Genomic DNA, 16,203 nt, shown 5'->3' with positions numbered 1-16,203 from the left:
AATTTATTTTTCGAGTACTTGAGAAATCTCGTTTGCTACAGGATGATCTGTTGTAAAAGTATATCCCATAATTTTAGCGATGGTTTGCGCAATTTGTTTTTGGTACAGTTGAGAATCTGTTTTTATTTCGCCTTTTGCAGCAATTTCTGGTCCAATTGCAGCAAACCAAATTTGAGAAGCACCAACAACATCAGAGCCGTGATCTGTCCATTGTGCTTTTGTTTTATCACCGCGGCCATGATCAACAGTAATTAATAACGTTGTTTTGTTTTTGTATTGAGGGTCATTTTGTACAAAATCCCAAATTGCTGCAATCCATTTATCGACCTGATTTGCTGCATCAAGATACGATCTGTAATGTCCATGATGTGCCCATTCGTCTGTTTCGCCATAAGCGATATAAAGTACTTTTGGTTTCTTGGTTTTCAGTTCGTCCAATGCTTGATAATGGGTAAAAACATCCAGACATTCATCTTCATGAAAAGGTTTGAATGAATTATTACGCATTTCATTGAGTAACTTTTGAGTTGCTGTTGGTTTATTTCCGCCAACATTGTCAAAGGCAGAAATCACTGGAAAACCGCTTCTTTGCTCATTTAAAATTCGATCAAAAGCATCCCAGGCGCCAAATGCGGCAACTTTTCCTTTTAGTTTCGATTGTTGGTTTAAAAACTCCAAAACATTAACATTTGGATTCGCTTTATAACCATTGGAGTTTACCGCAACATCAACATTTCCAGTCATGATTTCGCTATATCCGGGATAACTGAACCAATACGGATTTGAAACATCTACTTTATTTCCTAAATCACGATTGCCATAAATTTGCCCTTTCGCAGCAATTTCAGACCATAAAAAAGGCATGATCTTTTTGCGGGATTCCTTGAAATCAGCACTGGAATATTTTTTATAAATATAAGTACTGTCGCCCTGATTGAATTTTTTATCGTTGGCAATTGCAGGATCTATTCCTTTAAAAACTTCTTGCCATCGAAAACCATCTGTGGTGATAATGATAATGTTTTCTGTTTTTTGCGCGTGAGACAAAAAGCTGGTAAAAACGAATGTGATTAGAATTATTTTTTTCATTTTTTAGAAGTTACAAAGGTTGTGAGAAACAAAGGTTCAAAGTTTTTTTTGACTATTTTTATTTATAGTAAGAATTTGATGTTTTCATAATGTTTGTAAAAGATAAAGATTTGGCTTGCGATTAATGAAAGATAAAACTCTTTAATCAGTCATTTATAAATAGTAAGGTTTCTGATTTCTGTTTCATTTTACATTTCACAAAAAACATTTCACAACTTTTACAAAATTCCTCTCGCTTTAATTTCCAAATATTTATTAATCGCGTCCAGAGTCAAATTCTCAGGCTGCGTTAAAACCGAATGTATTCCGTATTTCTTCAATTCATTGGCGATTAAGCGCTTTTCGAACATGAATTTTTCGGCAATAACTTTATCGTAGATTTCCTGAATGGTATCTGTTTTTTTATTGATAATCGCATTCAATTCAGTATTACTAAAGAAAACAACAACTAATAAATGACTCTTTGCAATTCCTTTTAAATAAGGTAATTGTCGGTTCAAACCATCCATCGTTTCAAAGTTGGTATACAAAATAATCAAACTTCTCTGGTTGATGTTTTTCTTGATATCAACATACAGACGGCTGTAATCACTCTCGAAAAAGTCAGTTTTGATGTTGTACAACGTTTCCAGAATTTTTTGCATCTGAGAAGATCTTTTCTCTGCAAAAACTCTGTTTTCTACTTTTTTAGAGAAAGAAAAAATACCTGCTTTATCTTGTTTTTTTAGAATTACGTTGGATAAAACCAAAGTCGAATTAATCGCATAATCGAGTAAACTCAAACCATCAAAAGGCATTTGCATTGAGCGGCCTTTGTCAATTGCCATATAAACTGACTGCGATTTTTCATCCTGAAATTGGTTGACCATCAAAGCGTTTTTCTTTGCGGTAGCTTTCCAGTTTAAAGTTCTAAGATCATCGCCCTGAACATATTCTTTAATTTGTTCAAATTCCATTGTATGACCAATTCGACGAATCTTTTTTATTCCATATTGATACAAATTATTCGAAAAAGCCAATAAATCATATTTTCTCAATTGAATGTAAGAGGGATATGTTGGCACCATTTGATCTTTATCGAATGAGAATCTTCTTGAAATTAGTTTTAAAGGCGAAGAAACATAAACATTCAAATAGCCAAAATAGTATTCACCGCGTTCTGTTGGACGTAAATCGTAACCAATTTCTTTTTGCTCAGAAGCTTTAATTGTTTTTTCAATTTTGAAATCACGCACTTGAAACTGAAACGGAATTTCGTCAATTATCTTAATAGAAATTTTGAAGGTGTAATGATTTTTTATGCTGATCGTCACAGGATTTAGATCTCCATTCGAAAGCTTCTCAGGTGTATTTCTTTCTGCTTCAACTCCTGTTTTTGTTAGATATAAAATTAAAATATCGAGACCAAGAAAGGTAATTAAAATCAAAACAATAAACCAAACAGCATTGTATAAATTCGGAAAAATAAAAGCACAAACAAACAGTCCAATAATGCCCAGAAGCATATAGAAAAAGAAGTTATTTAGGTAAAGACTTTTTATAAATTTCAATTTTTATTTTGTTTCAGGTTTCTTTATAGTTTCAAGTTTCACGTTCCCAGTCAATATATAAAGTTTAAACATTTATAATTAACCATTTACAATTCACAATTATCTAGGAATTTCTACTGTTTCAATAATTTGTTTGATGATTTCAGAACTCGTAATTCCTTCCATTTCACGTTCCGGAGCGACAATTACACGATGTTGTAAAACCGGAATTGCAGCTTCTTTAATATCTTCAGGAGTTACAAAATCGCGTCCGCGAATGGCAGCAAAACCTTTGGCTGCATTTAGAATCGCGATCGAAGCACGAGGAGAAGCTCCTAGATACAAAAAGGCATTTTCGCGTGTGTTTACGACAATTCGGGCAATGTATTCAAGTAAATTTTGCTCAACTCTAATTTGTTTTACTAAAGCTTGATATTCTTTTATTTCAGCTGCAGAAAGTATCGTTTTAATAGCTTCTAATTTTCCATGATCTTGCAGTAAATGCTCTCTTTGTATGATTAAAATTTCTTCGTTTAATTTTGGATAATCAATTGTTATTTTGAATAAAAAACGGTCTAATTGTGCCTCAGGCAAACGATACGTACCTTCTTGTTCGATTGGGTTTTGTGTCGCAATAACTAAAAACGGAGTTTCAAGCTGATAAGCTGATCCGTCAATTGTAATTTGACGCTCTTCCATAACCTCAAAAAGTGCTGCTTGTGTTTTAGCAGGAGCACGATTGATCTCATCAATTAAAATTAAATTAGAGAAAATCGGACCTTTTTTAAACTCAAATTCAGAATTTTTTAAATTAAAAATTGAAGTTCCTAAAATATCAGATGGCATTAAATCCGGCGTAAATTGAATTCGGCTAAAGCCAATATTCAGCGTTTTAGACAATAATTTTGCAGTAATCGTTTTGGCAACTCCCGGAACACCTTCAAGTAAAACGTGTCCGTTTGATAAAATGGCAACCAAAAGCTGATCAACCATTTTATGTTGACCTACAATTACGGTTTCGAGTTCTTTTTTAATCTCACTTACATGATCTAAAAGTGGAGTCAGATTTATTCTGGTTTCAAAATTCACATTTTCATTTGTGATTTCGGTTGCTGTTGTATTGATATCGTCCATAGTTTGGTATGTTTTCTTATTTGTTTTTTTTCCACAGATTAGAATGATTCTCACAGATTTTAAAAATCATTTTTATACTTTTAATCTATGTTAATCTTTTTAATTTAAAATTTTTTCGATAGCGTTATTAATTCTAATTAAATCTTCTTCAAGACTGCCATGATAACTTTTTCGGTGTTCGTTGATCAAATATACAAGTTCTTGAATATTAGTTACGTTTTTACCTGTTTTATGATGCAGTTTTTGAATAAAATTATCATCTAGTTTTGTGGTGTCAATTAAATATTCATTTCTGATTTTCTCTAAAAAGTAAATGATTTTTTTATCGATAAGATTTTGATGATCACCTTCCTGATAATATAAATTCCCGATGGTTTTAGTGAAATCAACTGTTAAATTTGGCAGTGGTTTTAATATCGGAACAATACGCTGTTTTCGTTTGGCGTTAAAAATGATAAAAATCAACATTCCGATTAAAAAGAAAAGCCATGCCCATTTTAATCCAGACTGACTAAAAATGTAACGCAAAGGTGACTCAGAAATGCTTTCATTATTTTGTCCTTTTGTATACCAAAAAATGTCGCCTTTTGGTAAATAGGATAAAACACTTTCGGCATATTGATAATTTTTATCTTTTAATAAATGAAAGTTTGTAAAAGCAACTGGCTGCGTATGCAAATAGAAATATCCTTGTCTATAAGGAACCTTAATATAATTGACGTGTTGGTTAATGATTTTTTTATTTGATAGCTTTCCCTGATAGCCTAAAACGATCGTATTTGCGGTATCAATTTTAGAAAAATAATCTTCTATGGTTTCCGGGAAACTATATTTTCGGGCTTTCATTTTTTTGTTAGCCAGCCAAACCTGAGTATCAGAAGCACCTTGGAAATCTGAGTTTACTTCGATTTTTAAACTATCTAATAAATAGCGAGGAAAGGTTTTCATGCTCAAAAAAGCATTGTTTCCGTGCGATACAAAATAAAAAATCTCTTTAATAGATTGTTCGTCAATCGCATTTGATTCAGATATGTTTATAAAAGTGCCTTTTATTTTATAGTTTTCCACCAGTGTATCTTCGTCATATTTTGAATCTAAATACTCGTACGGTGTCATAGTTGAAATGCGCTCAACTTTGGTCTTAAAAATGCCATTGATTTCTTTGTCAAAAACATATAATCCGTATGGAATTTTGTCATTGACAGAATAAGTTGGTCGCCAATCAATAGGTTTTGGCTGGTCGTGATCTGCTATTAAAACTAATGCTAGAATAAAAACCAGAACAGCAATATAAATTTTAAGTGTTTTACTCATTGCTAAAGGTTTTTATGGCATTCTTAAATCTGTTTTCGGCCTTTTTAAATGTAGTTTCATCAATTTCAAATTCGCCGTACCAAATATAATTGTACAAGTAGGAGAGATAGGTAAACTCTTCTTTATGAACGGGTCTTTGAAGTTCATACAAATAATCAGAATTGGTTTTTTCGATGTCCCATTCGATATAATGATTTTGCGCCATAACTTTTAAAAGCCATAGGTAATAATAACGAATCGCAATTCTTCTTTCTCCTGATTGAATGCTCTCTTTAATCAATTTGTCAAAATCTAAAAGATGAATATTCTTTTCGATATCAGAATAGTAGAGGTTTCTTTTGTTGGCATTTTTTCCAAAAATCCATTGACCTTCTTTATTAATAACTGCTTTTACGATTAAGTAAATCACAAAAATGATAATTAAAACGGCTACTGTTTTTACAAGAATTGAGACAAAACTGAATGAGGATTCCGCACTATCAAAGTGAAATAAACGTTCGAAAAGCCCTGCGAGCCATTCCATAAAACGTTGCCATAAGCCTTTTTCCGGAGCTTTTTGTTCGTAAACAAAATCGGGACCAGTATATTTTTTCTTGAAGTCTTTAGAAAATGTTTTTACTTCTACAGTACTTGAATCAACCTGAATATCTTTCTCAGTGTATTTTACTGAAGATATTTTTGGCGGTTCAGTCGTTGCCAAAGTATCCTGAGCATATGTAATGCCAGAGAATAAAATAAAAGATAGAATGATGAGGATTTTATTCATTATCAGTTCCGATTAATTCAATTTCGCTGGTCGACATTTTGTCTTCAGCACCCAAACTATAATAAATTATTCCCTGGTTTACCGTCATCATATTACTAAAGATATTACTTAATGCAAATATTAAAATAAATAATAATGAGATGAAAATGAGTAGAATTGGAGAACCATCAAATGGTTTTACATCAAAATTAGGGTTTCCTAATGCCGAAATGAAAAACACGAATATCCCAATGAAATACAAAAACATAGTTATAGATCCCTGAATCATTTGAATTATAATCATTACTAAAAAAGTTGTTCCAATTGTGGTCCAGAAATTTTCTTTCACTAAATGATAAGCATGATTTATAGATTGAAAAAAACTCATTTCTTCTGTTAAGTAACTATAAAAGCAAAAGTTTACCCATGTAAAGAAAGTAGGTATTGCAATTAATAAAAGCGGGAAGCCTATTAAAACAAAACAAAGCAGAAACATTAAAACTATCGAAATAAATAAAACCGGAACAATAATGAATATCAAGCCAATGCAAAATTTTAGAATCTTCCAAAGGTTTTGTCTAAATCCGGTTATGACATCATTTAAGGTAAAATCATTTGTCTTGTTTTTTTCTATCAATTTTAAATACACAATTGGATAAGAAGAATTAAATAATGCTAAAACTAATATTATGAGAATAAAAAGAACTATAAAACCAGCTAAAAAACCATAACTGTCATTAAAGTAATTTAAAAGATAATTGGGTTTGGCTTCGCCTAAATTATTGTCAAATACAACCTGAAAATTAATTTTCAAGAACCAATACACCAATATGCCCATAACAAGGAGAAAAACGCCATTGATAATGAAAAAGATCTTGAAAAAGTGTTTTCCAAAGATTTTAAAAAAAGTAAAAGTATCAACGATATTGTCTCCCAATTCTCGTTTTTTGTACAGTTCAAACATTATCGTGAAGTTGTTTTTTTGTGAACAATAAAAGGATAAACTAAATAGTAAAATGAAATTATCCCTAATGTAAGTAAAATAATAAAACTGCTTAACCAATTTGGCATATCAATCGAATATCGGGTTATAAAACCTTCAAGAAAGCCGGCACTAATAGTAAAAGGAAATGTACTCAGGAAGATTTTAAAACTATTCTTGAAACCAATTTTAAACGAATTCATTCTTGAAAAAGTTTTCGGAAATAAGATAGAAGCTCCCAGAATAAATCCGGCAGTAGTTTCGATTACAATGGCAAAAATTTCCATTGCGCCGTGAATCCAAATTCCGCGAACACTTTTCCAGAAAACACCTTGCTCATAAAAGAAGTATTGAAAAGATCCGAGCATAATACCATTTTGTAACGAAATATAAAAAGTACCAATCCCACCAAAAATACCGTAGATGTAACATAGCGAACCTACTTTTAAATTATTGATTGTGATACTTATAAAACTGCCCCAGTTTGTGGAAGAACCGTAAACGGCCATAGGATTACCTTTCTTAATATTTTCTAAAGTCATATTGACGTAGTAGTCTCCCAAGATTAATCGAACAAAATTTTGATCGTATTTTGCTGAAAGAACACCAATTGCAACTGTTAAAAAAAAGGATACAAAAGCATACAGTAAATAGCGTTTGTATTCGTAAACCAGCAATGGTACTTCTGTTTTAAAAAACTCCAGAAATCTATTTTTTTCGGTACGTTTGGTCTTGTAAATCTTCTGATAAATCTGCGATGCGAGGTGATTTAAGTAAATAACAGTCTTACTTTTTGGGTAATACGTTTGCGCATACGACAAGTCATTCATCATTTGAATGTACAAATTAGCTAACTCATCAGGATTTTTTTTAGCTTTACCAAAAATAGCTAGCTCGAATTCCAGCCATTTTTCTTTATTTTGTTTTATGAATGCAACTTCTCTCATTGAAGGCTAAAATATAAAATATGTCAGAATTATCTATTAATACTACACAAAATGTTAAAATTAATTTTATCGCTGCAAATATTGGCGAGAGAATTGGATCATATTTTATTGATTTAGCTATTAAATTTTCTTATGTAATAGTGGTCTCACTACTATTATTTTATGTTTTTAATTTTGAAAAAGTATTAAGTAAATTAGATTATTGGACTACTGTTGCGGTTATTTTGTTGTTATATTTTCCTTTTTTTATTTATACTTTAACCTTAGAAAGCATTTTTGAGGGGCAAACAATTGGAAAAAAACTTGTCAAAATCAAAGTGGTAAAAATTGATGGATATCAGGCTGGTTTTGGTGATTATTTAATGCGTTGGTTTTTTAGACTGGTCGATGTTTCAATTCTTGGCGGAATTATAGCTGTAATATCAGTTATCTCGAGTGAAAAAGGACAACGATTAGGTGATATGGTTGCAGGAACAGCAGTAATTACCTTAAAAAACAAAGTAGATATTAGTCATACAATTCTCGAAGAAGTAGGAGAAGCTTACGTACCAACTTATCCTTTGGTAATTAAATTATCAGATAATGATGTGCGAATTATCAAAGATACATTTCAAAATGCTGTTGCAAAAAATGATCACGAAATGATCTATAAATTAGTATCAAAAATTGAAAGTGTAACGGGAATTAAAAATCAATCAGGAGACAATATTGACTTTCTTAGAATTATCTTGAAGGATTACAGTTTTTACACGCAGAATATGTAATTGTGCGATCTGTTTAACGGTGTTTGTTGAGATTTTCGTAACTTTGTATAGCGTATAATTTGTTAGAAAAAAAATAAATTAATTATAGTAAAAAGGAGTTACCGAAAAGCCTAAGAGTAGGGAAATTTAATTGTAAATACCATGAACTCAAGAAAAGTTGTTGCCGTAATAGTAATGTTGTTCGTTTGTGTTTTATCTTTCGCTCAAGGCGGAAAAAAATTGGATAAAATAATCAAAAGAGACTACCAAATTATTGAGTGTTCAATTTCTAAAATGTCTGATAAAACTGTAGAGTATTCTTTGCCGGGAGAAACAGTGCAAATTTCGCTTGATGTAGCCCAAATTGCCAGAATTGATTTTGCCAGCGGACGTTCACAGACTTTTGATGTATCTGCAAATACTTCTACTACAAATACTTCCGGTCAGGCTGTTGCTTCCGCAGAAATGAAGCCTAATACGATTGCAGTATTGCCGATTCCGTATGTAAATTCAGGTACTTTAGAAAGTTCTGAAGAAATGGCAAAATTTGCTCAAAATGACCTTTACAACAAATTATTAGACAAATCAGCGAATCTTTTTCCTTTAACAATTCAGGATTTAAGAGTAACCAACAGTTTGTTACACAAAGCAGGAATTGATTATAAAAACATCGATGAAACTTCAATTGAAGATCTTCAAAAAATTCTGGGGGTTGACAATATTCTTGCTGCAAAAGTTTCATACACAATTACCGAAGGTTCAACTGCTTCGACTTATAACAGCGGAAGCGCTAAAGTAAGTAATGATAATAAGAAAGTAAAAACAAGTGATGTTTCGACAACAAATGCTACAACTCAAACTTATTATAATTATATGGTTTATTTTGATATGTATAAAAACGGTACAAAAATATATTCACAAAGCCGTAAACCGTTTCTAAATATAAAAGACAGTTGGATGGATTCTATTTCGTATTTATTGAAAAGAAGTCCGATTTACGTAAAAAAATAACGAATCGAGGTAACGCATTTGCAATGACCTTTGTAACTCTGCACCTTTGTAATTTATCATTTGAGAACCTAGATACTTAAAAAAGAATGTTTCACTTATTAGATCTTATCGGTACAATGGCTTTTGCTATGTCTGGCGCTTTAACGGCGATGCACAAAAAACTCGATCCGTTTGGTGTTTTTATCATAGCCTTTGTAACAGCTGTAGGTGGAGGAACGCTTCGCGATGTTTTAATTGGCAGAACACCAGTTGTTTGGATGCAGGATTTGCAATATGTTTATGTAATTATTCTGGGTTTTGGATTCGCTATTCTTTTTAGAAAAAAGTTTGATCGATTACGAACTTCATTATTTCTGTTTGACACAATTGGGCTTGGGGTTTTTACTTTAATTGGCCTTGAAAAAGGCATTATGATTGGTTTGCATCCTGTAATTTGTATTGCATTAGGAACCATGACAGCTTGCTTTGGAGGTGTTACACGAGATATTTTGTGCAACGAAATTCCAACTATATTCAGAAGAGAAATTTATGCTACGATTTGTATTTTTGGTGGAGTTGTGTTTTTTGTGCTCAAAAAATTGAATCTGGAAGATGATATTCTATATTTGGTAACATCAATTGCTATTATAACTGTCCGATTGTTAGCAGTGAAATTCAAGTGGCATTTGCCGGCATTCGAGCATAAGTAAAAATAAGCTGCAAAATTCGCAGCAGAAAAAATAAAAATCTTGACGAAATACATCATAAAAAAATACCACCAAAACGATTATGAAATCTGGAATGCATTTATCGGGTTAGCCAAAAATGCAACATTTTTATTTCATCGTGATTTCATAGAATATCATAACGATCGTTTTGATGATTTTTCGCTTTTGGTTTTTGAAGATGATAATCTAAAGGCCGTTTTACCTGCCAATATCAAAGGAAATTCGGTTTATTCTCATCAAGGACTTACCTATGGCGGTTTGGTATTTAACTCAAAGTTAAAAGGAGAAAAGGTAGAATCAATTCTAGACCATATTTTGCTTTATCTAAAAGAAAATTCCATCGAAAACCTTTACTACAAGCCAATTCCGGATTTTTATCTTCAGAGAGGGAATCAAGATGTGGACTTTTTTTTGTTTAAAAGAGGAGCAGTTTTAGAACGAAAAGAAATGAATCTGGCAATAAATTTAGAGTTGCCTTTGCAAATTTCTAAAAGTAAATTAAAGCATTTTCGAAGAATCGAAAACCTTGATTTGGATATCGTAGAAGAAAAGGATTTTGGGCCTTTTTGGGGAAAAATTTTAGAACCGAGATTATTAGAGAAATTCAATGTAAAACCAGTTCATACCAAAGAAGAAATGACCCATTTAAAACAAAAATTCCCAGAAAATATCAGGCAATATTCTGTTTATCAAAATGACGAGATTATTGCCGGAATAACTATTTTTGAGACTAAAAATGTGATAAAATCGCAATATGGGGCTACTTCTGAAAAAGGTGAACAAGTACGGGCGCTAGATTTTTTATTCATTAATCTGATCCATAAATACAAACGAAAAGGCAAACAGTTTTTTGATATGGGAATTGTAAATGAAGAAAATGAAAGCGGATATCATTCAGGTCTTTTAAAACAAAAAGAAGAATTGGGCTGTTCCGTTTATAATCAGGATTTTTATAAAATTAATATAAAATGATACCATTTCTGAATCTTAAAAAAATAAATGAACCTTACGAAACTGCATTTCAGCATAAACTGAAATTAGTTTTAAGTAACGGCTGGTATATTTTAGGGAAAGAACTGGAGACTTTTGAATTGGCTTTTGCTGAATATTGCCAAACTAAATATTGCATAGGAGTAGGAAATGGTTTTGATGCTTTAGCATTAATATTTAAAGGTTATATTCAATTAGGAAAACTTCAAAAAGGCGATGAAGTTATTGTACCCGCAAATACTTATATAGCAAGTATTCTGGCTATTTTGGCTGCAGATTTAGTTCCTGTTTTAGTTGAACCAAAATTAGAAACATACAATATTGATCCAGATTTAATTCAGGAGAAAATTACTCCAAAAACAAAAGCTATTTTAGCCGTTCATTTGTACGGACAATTGGCTGAAATGGATAAAGTAAAAGAGATCGCGATTCAAAATAATTTAATTGTTGTAGAAGATGCAGCCCAGTCTCATGGTGCGATTTTAAATTCTAATAATATTAAATCCCAAATTCCAAATTCTGATGTCACTCTAAACGAAAGCAAAGAGCTTTTAAGTGCTTCAGCTTTTAGTTTTTATCCGGGGAAAAATCTGGGTTGTTTAGGCGATGGCGGAGCAATTACTACAAATGACTCAGAATTGGCAAAAGTTCTTTTTTCGCTTCGTAATTATGGCTCCGAGAAAAAGTATTATAATGATTATGTTGGCGTAAATTCGAGATTAGACGAGCTTCAGGCTGCATTTTTGAATTTAAAGTTACCCAATTTAGACGCTGATAATGATAAACGCCGTGCAATTGCAAAACGTTATTTAGTTGAAATTAAAAATAAAAAGATAACACTTCCGTTTTGGGATTTATCAGACAATCATGTATTCCATTTGTTTGTCGTGAGAACTGAAAATAGAGAAGCATTGCAGGAATATTTAACTCAAAATAATATTCAGACCGTAATTCATTACCCGATTCCGCCACACAAGCAAAAAGCTTTTTCTTCTGAAACTTTAGGATGGGGGAATTTATCATTTCCAATTACAGAAAAAATTCACAACGAAGTTTTGAGTTTGCCAATAAGTCCCGTTTTAACAGAAGCAGAAGTGAGTTTTATTATTGAAATTTTAAATCAGTTTTAATTTGAATTCCTTTAAAAAAATAACCCAAACCACTTTGTTTAAAGTCTCCTCTTTAAACAGTTTTAGTGTTGGGCTTAAAATTGGAATTGGATTAATAACGTCTAAAATTTTAGCCGTTTTTGTTGGCCCCGGCGGAATGGCATTGGTTGGTAATTTGCGTAATTTTTTAACCTCTTTGGAGAGTATTTCAACACTTGGTTTTCAAAATGGAATAGTAAAATATGTTGCCGAAAATCAAAGAAATAAAAGTGAGTTTCAAAAAATATTGGCTACCGTTTTTATTTGTTTGGTGACCGTAGCAATTGTTTTAAGCCTTATTTTGTTCTTTTTTGCAACATTCTGGAATGAAAAAATATTCAATAACCATTTTGATTTTTCACTTGTATTTAAAGTCTTAGCGCTCGCTTTACCCTGGTATGCTGTCTCTGTTTTTTTGTTGGCTGTTTTAAATGGTTTAAGTCAGTTTAAAAAAGTAATCTGGATTAATATTATTGGAAATTTAATCGGATTATTGGCATCCGTTTTTATGATTTTGCAATTTAAAACACTTGGGGCTTTATTAGCAATTGTAATCACGCCAGCCTTATTGTTTTTTGTAACATTCTATTTCGTCAATAAAGAAATCAATTTTTTTGGATCAATACGCCTGCATTTATTCGATTTTAGAATTATAAAGAATTTGTCTTCTTATTCTTTAATGGCGTTGGTTTCGTCAGTTCTGGGACCAATTATTTTTCTTGCAATTCGGTCTAATGTGATTAAAAGTTTAGGCATAGATCAAGCTGGTTTTTGGGAAACCATGACTCGAATATCGTCTTATTATTTAATGTTTATTAGCACGATTTTAACGGTTTATTTTTTGCCAAAACTCTCAGTTGCTCAAAATAACCAGGAAACCAAAGCGATTTTTTGGAGGTTTTATAAATCAATTTTACCAGTTTTTATTTTAGGTTTAATTGTTGTTTATTTTGGAAGATTTTTTATAATCCAATTACTGTTTACTAAAGAGTTTTTACCGGTTACAACATTGTTTATCTGGCAATTAATAGGAGATATTTTTAAAGTTGCATCTCTTATTTTAGGATATAATTTTTTTGCCAAAAAACTAACCAAGGCTTTTATATTTTTCGAGATATTTTCCCTGACATTGTTGTATTTCTCAAGTCTTATTTTTATAAAATATTTTGGCTTAGAAGGCGTAGTAATGGCGCAGGCATTTGATAATTTAATGTACTTTATTGTTTTGTGTCTGTATTTTAGGAAAAGTTTATTTTAGCATGATAAATTAAATAGTATTTCAATGATTTATGCTATTTTTAGTTTTTATTGCAGTTAATCTTCTTCGGTTTATAGTGGAAATTTTTTTAATCCTATTTTTACAAAATGCTAAATATTAATTTTTTAAATAAAGAGATTAGAGTTTTAATTGGTGTTGGTTTACTGTTTCGCATTTTGTTATCAATTTTATATTTCCACGTTACTATATTTCCGGATTCTGAAGGGTATTTATTTTTAGCTGAAAAATTACTAAAACTGGATCTCAGTTTTTATAATGGAGAAAGAAGTCCTGGATATCCTTTGTTTATTTCTCTGGCCTTTGGATCTACAGTTTTGACAGTTATATATCAGATTCTTTTAGGAATTGTTACTTCAGTTTATTGGTTTAAAACAATTTTAAATTTGAAGTTTGATTCAAAATCAGCTTTGTATATTACACTATTCCTGCAAAGCTTTCTTCAAATTCATTTTTACGAAAGAATTATATTGGTCGAATCTTTGACTCTTTTTTTTGTTTCACTATTGTTTTATTTTTTATCAGCTAATTATTTAGAAAGTAAAAATTTAAAGAAAGACATTCTAATAGGTCTGATACTTGGTGTTTTGGTGCTAATTAAGCCTTTTTATGCATTTATTCCTTTTGTTGTATATGGATTCACTGTTGCGAAAAACTTTAAAATTTCAAGAATCATAAATTCTAAATTAATTATTCTGCTGTTTCCGTTGCTCTCTTATTTTGGATGGTCGTATGTCAATAAAGTAAATACGGGATATTTTGTGTCAACTACTTTTTATGGTCTTAATTTGTCTCAAAACTGCGTTTATTTTGCTGAAAAAACAACTCCTGAATACAATTGGATTGGATCAATTTACGCAAAACACAGAGATAAATTAATAGTTGAAAATAGCAAGCTCGAACCGCATCTGAAAACGGATATCGCCATGACAATCTGGGATGCACAAAGTGAATTGCTGCCCAAAACAGCTCATAGTTTTCCTAAACTATCAGAAAAACTTGGTAATTATGCTGTTGTAACTATAAAAAAGAACCCTTTGGAGTATTTAAAACAAGTTGTTTTTAGATCGTGGTTTGACTTTTGGAAACCCAAAATATATTGGGATTATAATAGCTTTTCTTTTCCGTTTGTAAACAAAGTATTTTTAGGAATATGGTATTTACAAACCATACTAATTTGGCTTTTTAAGTTGCTTTTTCTGCTCTTAATTCCGTATCATTTTATATTGTTTTTAAAGACACGCGTTATCACAAACGAACTTGTTTTTGTCACTATTATTTTTTTAACGTCTGTACTTCAGGCATTAGTTACGTACGGAGGAAATGCAAGATTTAGTTTTCCTTTTGAGTATATAATGATGCTTGTTGTTCTTTTATTTGTCAGGAAAATATTCTGAATAAAAGAAATTTACTTAACACTTGATTTCTGAGCAGTTCCAAACATCGAGATATTCTTGGGCAATTTTGGTATATTGATGTTCTTTTTCTATAAAAGCTCTTGCGCGTTTTCCAATAGCTGCAATTTCTTCAGGGTTTTCAATTAAAAAAGATAGTTCACTTACCAGATAATCTACATTTGGCAGTGCATTTATTGCCACACGTTCATGTAAATTATAATGATTCATAAATTCAGATTCGGCACCGGTAAAAACCACTTTTCCTTTGGCCATAGCCTCAAGCGCATTATATCCCTGATCATATCCAAACACCTGATCTAACAGAATATGTGCGCTGCCATAAAGGTTAATGTATTTGTTGTACGGTAGGTTTTCTGCCGAAATAATTTCGACCTTATTGCCGTATTTTTTCTTAATAATCTCCAATGCTTTTTCAAAAAAGACAGTTCCTTTTTTTATGTAACTGCTTTTATTAATTCCGATAAAAATGACTATTCTCTTAGTTGTATCTAAAGATTCAAAGACAATTTTATCTGTATTTATGGGATTCGGAATGAGCCTTTTTTCCGGTAACGGAATTTTGTAATCTAAGTCAGAAACAATGGTTGCGGAGACACTTTTATTCACATAATGATATAAATCACGGTAATTTTTTCGCGCATACTTTAATGAAAATCGAAACTCTGATTTTAGACTATTGTCCTTTAAATAAGGAGTAAGAACTGAGTACTTTAATTGATTTGTCAGCAGAAAATCAATTATAGGAGTATCTTCTCCACAAACGAGTAAAATGTTTTTTCGGTTTTGACGAAATAGTCTTTTTAATAAAAATTTAGAGAAAAAAGGATAACTTTCAATTGCATTCGAATTGATTAATTGTACAACATCATAATCTTTAAGTTTTGGTAAAAAGAACCAAAATCGAATTCCTTTTTCGGCCAATTGTAAATCAAGTTTAAAAACTCGAAATAAAGCTTTGTTTAAAAATATTAAAAGCTTGTTTTTGAGAAAATACTTTGGAAAAATGGAGTAGTCGACCGGAAATTGTTTAAAATTATCGCCCGTTCCTATAATAGTGACTTCATGTTGCAAGGCTTCTAATCCTTCTTTTAAAGAATTGTGCAACCTACTATATTCTCCTACCAAGAGTATTCTCATTTGTGCTAGAAATATTTATATTTACGTAAATAT

At 31.3% G+C, this 16,203-nt stretch carries 15 protein-coding genes; 7 read left to right on the top strand and 8 right to left on the bottom strand.

Going from position 1 to position 16,203, the window contains the following annotated elements:
• Nucleotides 1–3: 3 nt before the first annotated feature.
• The 7 genes from ACHRVZ_RS04760 to ACHRVZ_RS04730 form a co-directional block, all read right to left on the bottom strand.
• Nucleotides 4–1,089 (bottom strand): phosphoglyceromutase, encoded by a 1,086-nt coding sequence (locus ACHRVZ_RS04760; RefSeq protein WP_395421036.1) that lies wholly within the window; start codon nucleotides 1,087–1,089, stop codon nucleotides 4–6.
• Nucleotides 1,090–1,307: 218 nt separating this feature from the next.
• Nucleotides 1,308–2,594: a DUF58 domain-containing protein gene (locus tag ACHRVZ_RS04755; protein WP_395421293.1), complete on the bottom strand. Its 1,287-nt coding sequence runs from the start codon at nucleotides 2,592–2,594 to the stop codon at nucleotides 1,308–1,310.
• Between the two features lie 144 nt (nucleotides 2,595–2,738).
• Nucleotides 2,739–3,752: an AAA family ATPase gene (locus tag ACHRVZ_RS04750; RefSeq protein WP_395421035.1), complete on the bottom strand. Its 1,014-nt coding sequence runs from the start codon at nucleotides 3,750–3,752 to the stop codon at nucleotides 2,739–2,741.
• A gap of 99 nt (nucleotides 3,753–3,851) precedes the next feature.
• A complete protein-coding gene (locus ACHRVZ_RS04745; RefSeq protein WP_395421034.1) occupies nucleotides 3,852–5,066 on the bottom strand; it encodes a DUF4350 domain-containing protein in 1,215 nt (404 codons plus the stop codon).
• Nucleotides 5,059–5,832: a DUF4129 domain-containing protein gene (locus ACHRVZ_RS04740; RefSeq protein WP_395421033.1), complete on the bottom strand. Its 774-nt coding sequence runs from the start codon at nucleotides 5,830–5,832 to the stop codon at nucleotides 5,059–5,061. Before ACHRVZ_RS04740 ends, ACHRVZ_RS04745 begins: the two co-directional genes overlap by 8 nt.
• Nucleotides 5,825–6,775 carry a hypothetical protein gene (locus ACHRVZ_RS04735; RefSeq protein ID WP_395421032.1) on the bottom strand — a complete coding sequence of 317 codons (951 nt, stop codon included), beginning with the start codon at nucleotides 6,773–6,775 and terminating at the stop codon, nucleotides 5,825–5,827. The genes ACHRVZ_RS04740 and ACHRVZ_RS04735 overlap by 8 nt, the downstream gene beginning before the upstream one ends.
• A complete protein-coding gene (locus ACHRVZ_RS04730) occupies nucleotides 6,775–7,740 on the bottom strand; it encodes a stage II sporulation protein M (protein ID WP_395421031.1) in 966 nt (321 codons plus the stop codon). Before ACHRVZ_RS04730 ends, ACHRVZ_RS04735 begins: the two co-directional genes overlap by 1 nt.
• Before the next feature lie 20 nt (nucleotides 7,741–7,760).
• Here ACHRVZ_RS04730 and ACHRVZ_RS04725 point away from each other — a divergent pair, with 20 nt between their 5' ends.
• The 7 genes from ACHRVZ_RS04725 to ACHRVZ_RS04695 all read left to right on the top strand — a co-directional run bounded on the left by ACHRVZ_RS04725 (nucleotide 7,761) and on the right by ACHRVZ_RS04695 (nucleotide 15,012).
• Complete coding sequence (locus ACHRVZ_RS04725; RefSeq protein ID WP_395421030.1) at nucleotides 7,761–8,504, top strand: RDD family protein; 744 nt, start codon at nucleotides 7,761–7,763, stop codon at nucleotides 8,502–8,504.
• 141 nt (nucleotides 8,505–8,645) lie between these two features.
• Nucleotides 8,646–9,494 (top strand): hypothetical protein, encoded by an 849-nt coding sequence (locus ACHRVZ_RS04720; RefSeq protein WP_395421029.1) that lies wholly within the window; start codon nucleotides 8,646–8,648, stop codon nucleotides 9,492–9,494.
• An 86-nt stretch (nucleotides 9,495–9,580) separates the two neighbouring features.
• Nucleotides 9,581–10,183 (top strand): trimeric intracellular cation channel family protein, encoded by a 603-nt coding sequence (locus ACHRVZ_RS04715; protein ID WP_395421028.1) that lies wholly within the window; start codon nucleotides 9,581–9,583, stop codon nucleotides 10,181–10,183.
• 39 nt (nucleotides 10,184–10,222) lie between these two features.
• Nucleotides 10,223–11,173, top strand: coding sequence for a GNAT family N-acetyltransferase (locus ACHRVZ_RS04710; RefSeq protein WP_395421027.1), 951 nt, complete (start codon nucleotides 10,223–10,225; stop codon nucleotides 11,171–11,173).
• Nucleotides 11,170–12,321 carry a DegT/DnrJ/EryC1/StrS family aminotransferase gene (locus ACHRVZ_RS04705; RefSeq protein WP_395421026.1) on the top strand — a complete coding sequence of 384 codons (1,152 nt, stop codon included), beginning with the start codon at nucleotides 11,170–11,172 and terminating at the stop codon, nucleotides 12,319–12,321. The genes ACHRVZ_RS04710 and ACHRVZ_RS04705 overlap by 4 nt, the downstream gene beginning before the upstream one ends.
• Nucleotide 12,322: 1 nt before the next feature.
• Nucleotides 12,323–13,597, top strand: a complete 1,275-nt coding sequence (locus ACHRVZ_RS04700; protein WP_395421025.1) for an O-antigen translocase — start codon at nucleotides 12,323–12,325, stop codon at nucleotides 13,595–13,597.
• A gap of 107 nt (nucleotides 13,598–13,704) precedes the next feature.
• A complete protein-coding gene (locus ACHRVZ_RS04695; protein ID WP_395421024.1) occupies nucleotides 13,705–15,012 on the top strand; it encodes a hypothetical protein in 1,308 nt (435 codons plus the stop codon).
• Between the two features lie 15 nt (nucleotides 15,013–15,027).
• Here ACHRVZ_RS04695 and ACHRVZ_RS04690 read toward each other — a convergent pair whose 3' ends face one another.
• On the bottom strand, nucleotides 15,028–16,170 hold the full coding sequence (locus ACHRVZ_RS04690) for a glycosyltransferase (protein WP_395421023.1): 1,143 nt from the start codon (nucleotides 16,168–16,170) through the stop codon (nucleotides 15,028–15,030).
• Between the last annotated feature and the right edge of the window lie 33 nt (nucleotides 16,171–16,203).

The organism is Flavobacterium sp. FlaQc-57, assembly GCF_044007395.1.
In the GTDB taxonomy this organism is placed as follows: Bacteria; Bacteroidota; Bacteroidia; order Flavobacteriales; family Flavobacteriaceae; genus Flavobacterium.
Note: the sequence above shows the minus strand (reverse complement) of the source record. Positions and strands in the feature narration are given on the sequence as shown.

Excerpts from the sequence above, each read along its gene's own strand:
- ACHRVZ_RS04760 (WP_395421036.1), bottom strand. The coding sequence starts at position 1,089 with ATGAAAAAAATAATTCTAATCACATTCGTTTTTACCAGCTTTTTGTCT.
- ACHRVZ_RS04755 (WP_395421293.1), bottom strand. The coding sequence starts at position 2,594 with ATGCTTCTGGGCATTATTGGACTGTTTGTTTGTGCTTTTATTTTTCCG.
- ACHRVZ_RS04750 (WP_395421035.1), bottom strand. The coding sequence starts at position 3,752 with ATGGACGATATCAATACAACAGCAACCGAAATCACAAATGAAAATGTG.
- ACHRVZ_RS04745 (WP_395421034.1), bottom strand. The coding sequence starts at position 5,066 with ATGAGTAAAACACTTAAAATTTATATTGCTGTTCTGGTTTTTATTCTA.
- ACHRVZ_RS04740 (WP_395421033.1), bottom strand. The coding sequence starts at position 5,832 with ATGAATAAAATCCTCATCATTCTATCTTTTATTTTATTCTCTGGCATT.
- ACHRVZ_RS04735 (WP_395421032.1), bottom strand. The coding sequence starts at position 6,775 with ATGTTTGAACTGTACAAAAAACGAGAATTGGGAGACAATATCGTTGAT.
- ACHRVZ_RS04730 (WP_395421031.1), bottom strand. The coding sequence starts at position 7,740 with ATGAGAGAAGTTGCATTCATAAAACAAAATAAAGAAAAATGGCTGGAA.
- ACHRVZ_RS04725 (WP_395421030.1), top strand. The coding sequence starts at position 7,761 with ATGTCAGAATTATCTATTAATACTACACAAAATGTTAAAATTAATTTT.
- ACHRVZ_RS04720 (WP_395421029.1), top strand. The coding sequence starts at position 8,646 with ATGAACTCAAGAAAAGTTGTTGCCGTAATAGTAATGTTGTTCGTTTGT.
- ACHRVZ_RS04715 (WP_395421028.1), top strand. The coding sequence starts at position 9,581 with ATGTTTCACTTATTAGATCTTATCGGTACAATGGCTTTTGCTATGTCT.
- ACHRVZ_RS04705 (WP_395421026.1), top strand. The coding sequence starts at position 11,170 with ATGATACCATTTCTGAATCTTAAAAAAATAAATGAACCTTACGAAACT.
- ACHRVZ_RS04695 (WP_395421024.1), top strand. The coding sequence starts at position 13,705 with ATGCTAAATATTAATTTTTTAAATAAAGAGATTAGAGTTTTAATTGGT.
- ACHRVZ_RS04690 (WP_395421023.1), bottom strand. The coding sequence starts at position 16,170 with ATGAGAATACTCTTGGTAGGAGAATATAGTAGGTTGCACAATTCTTTA.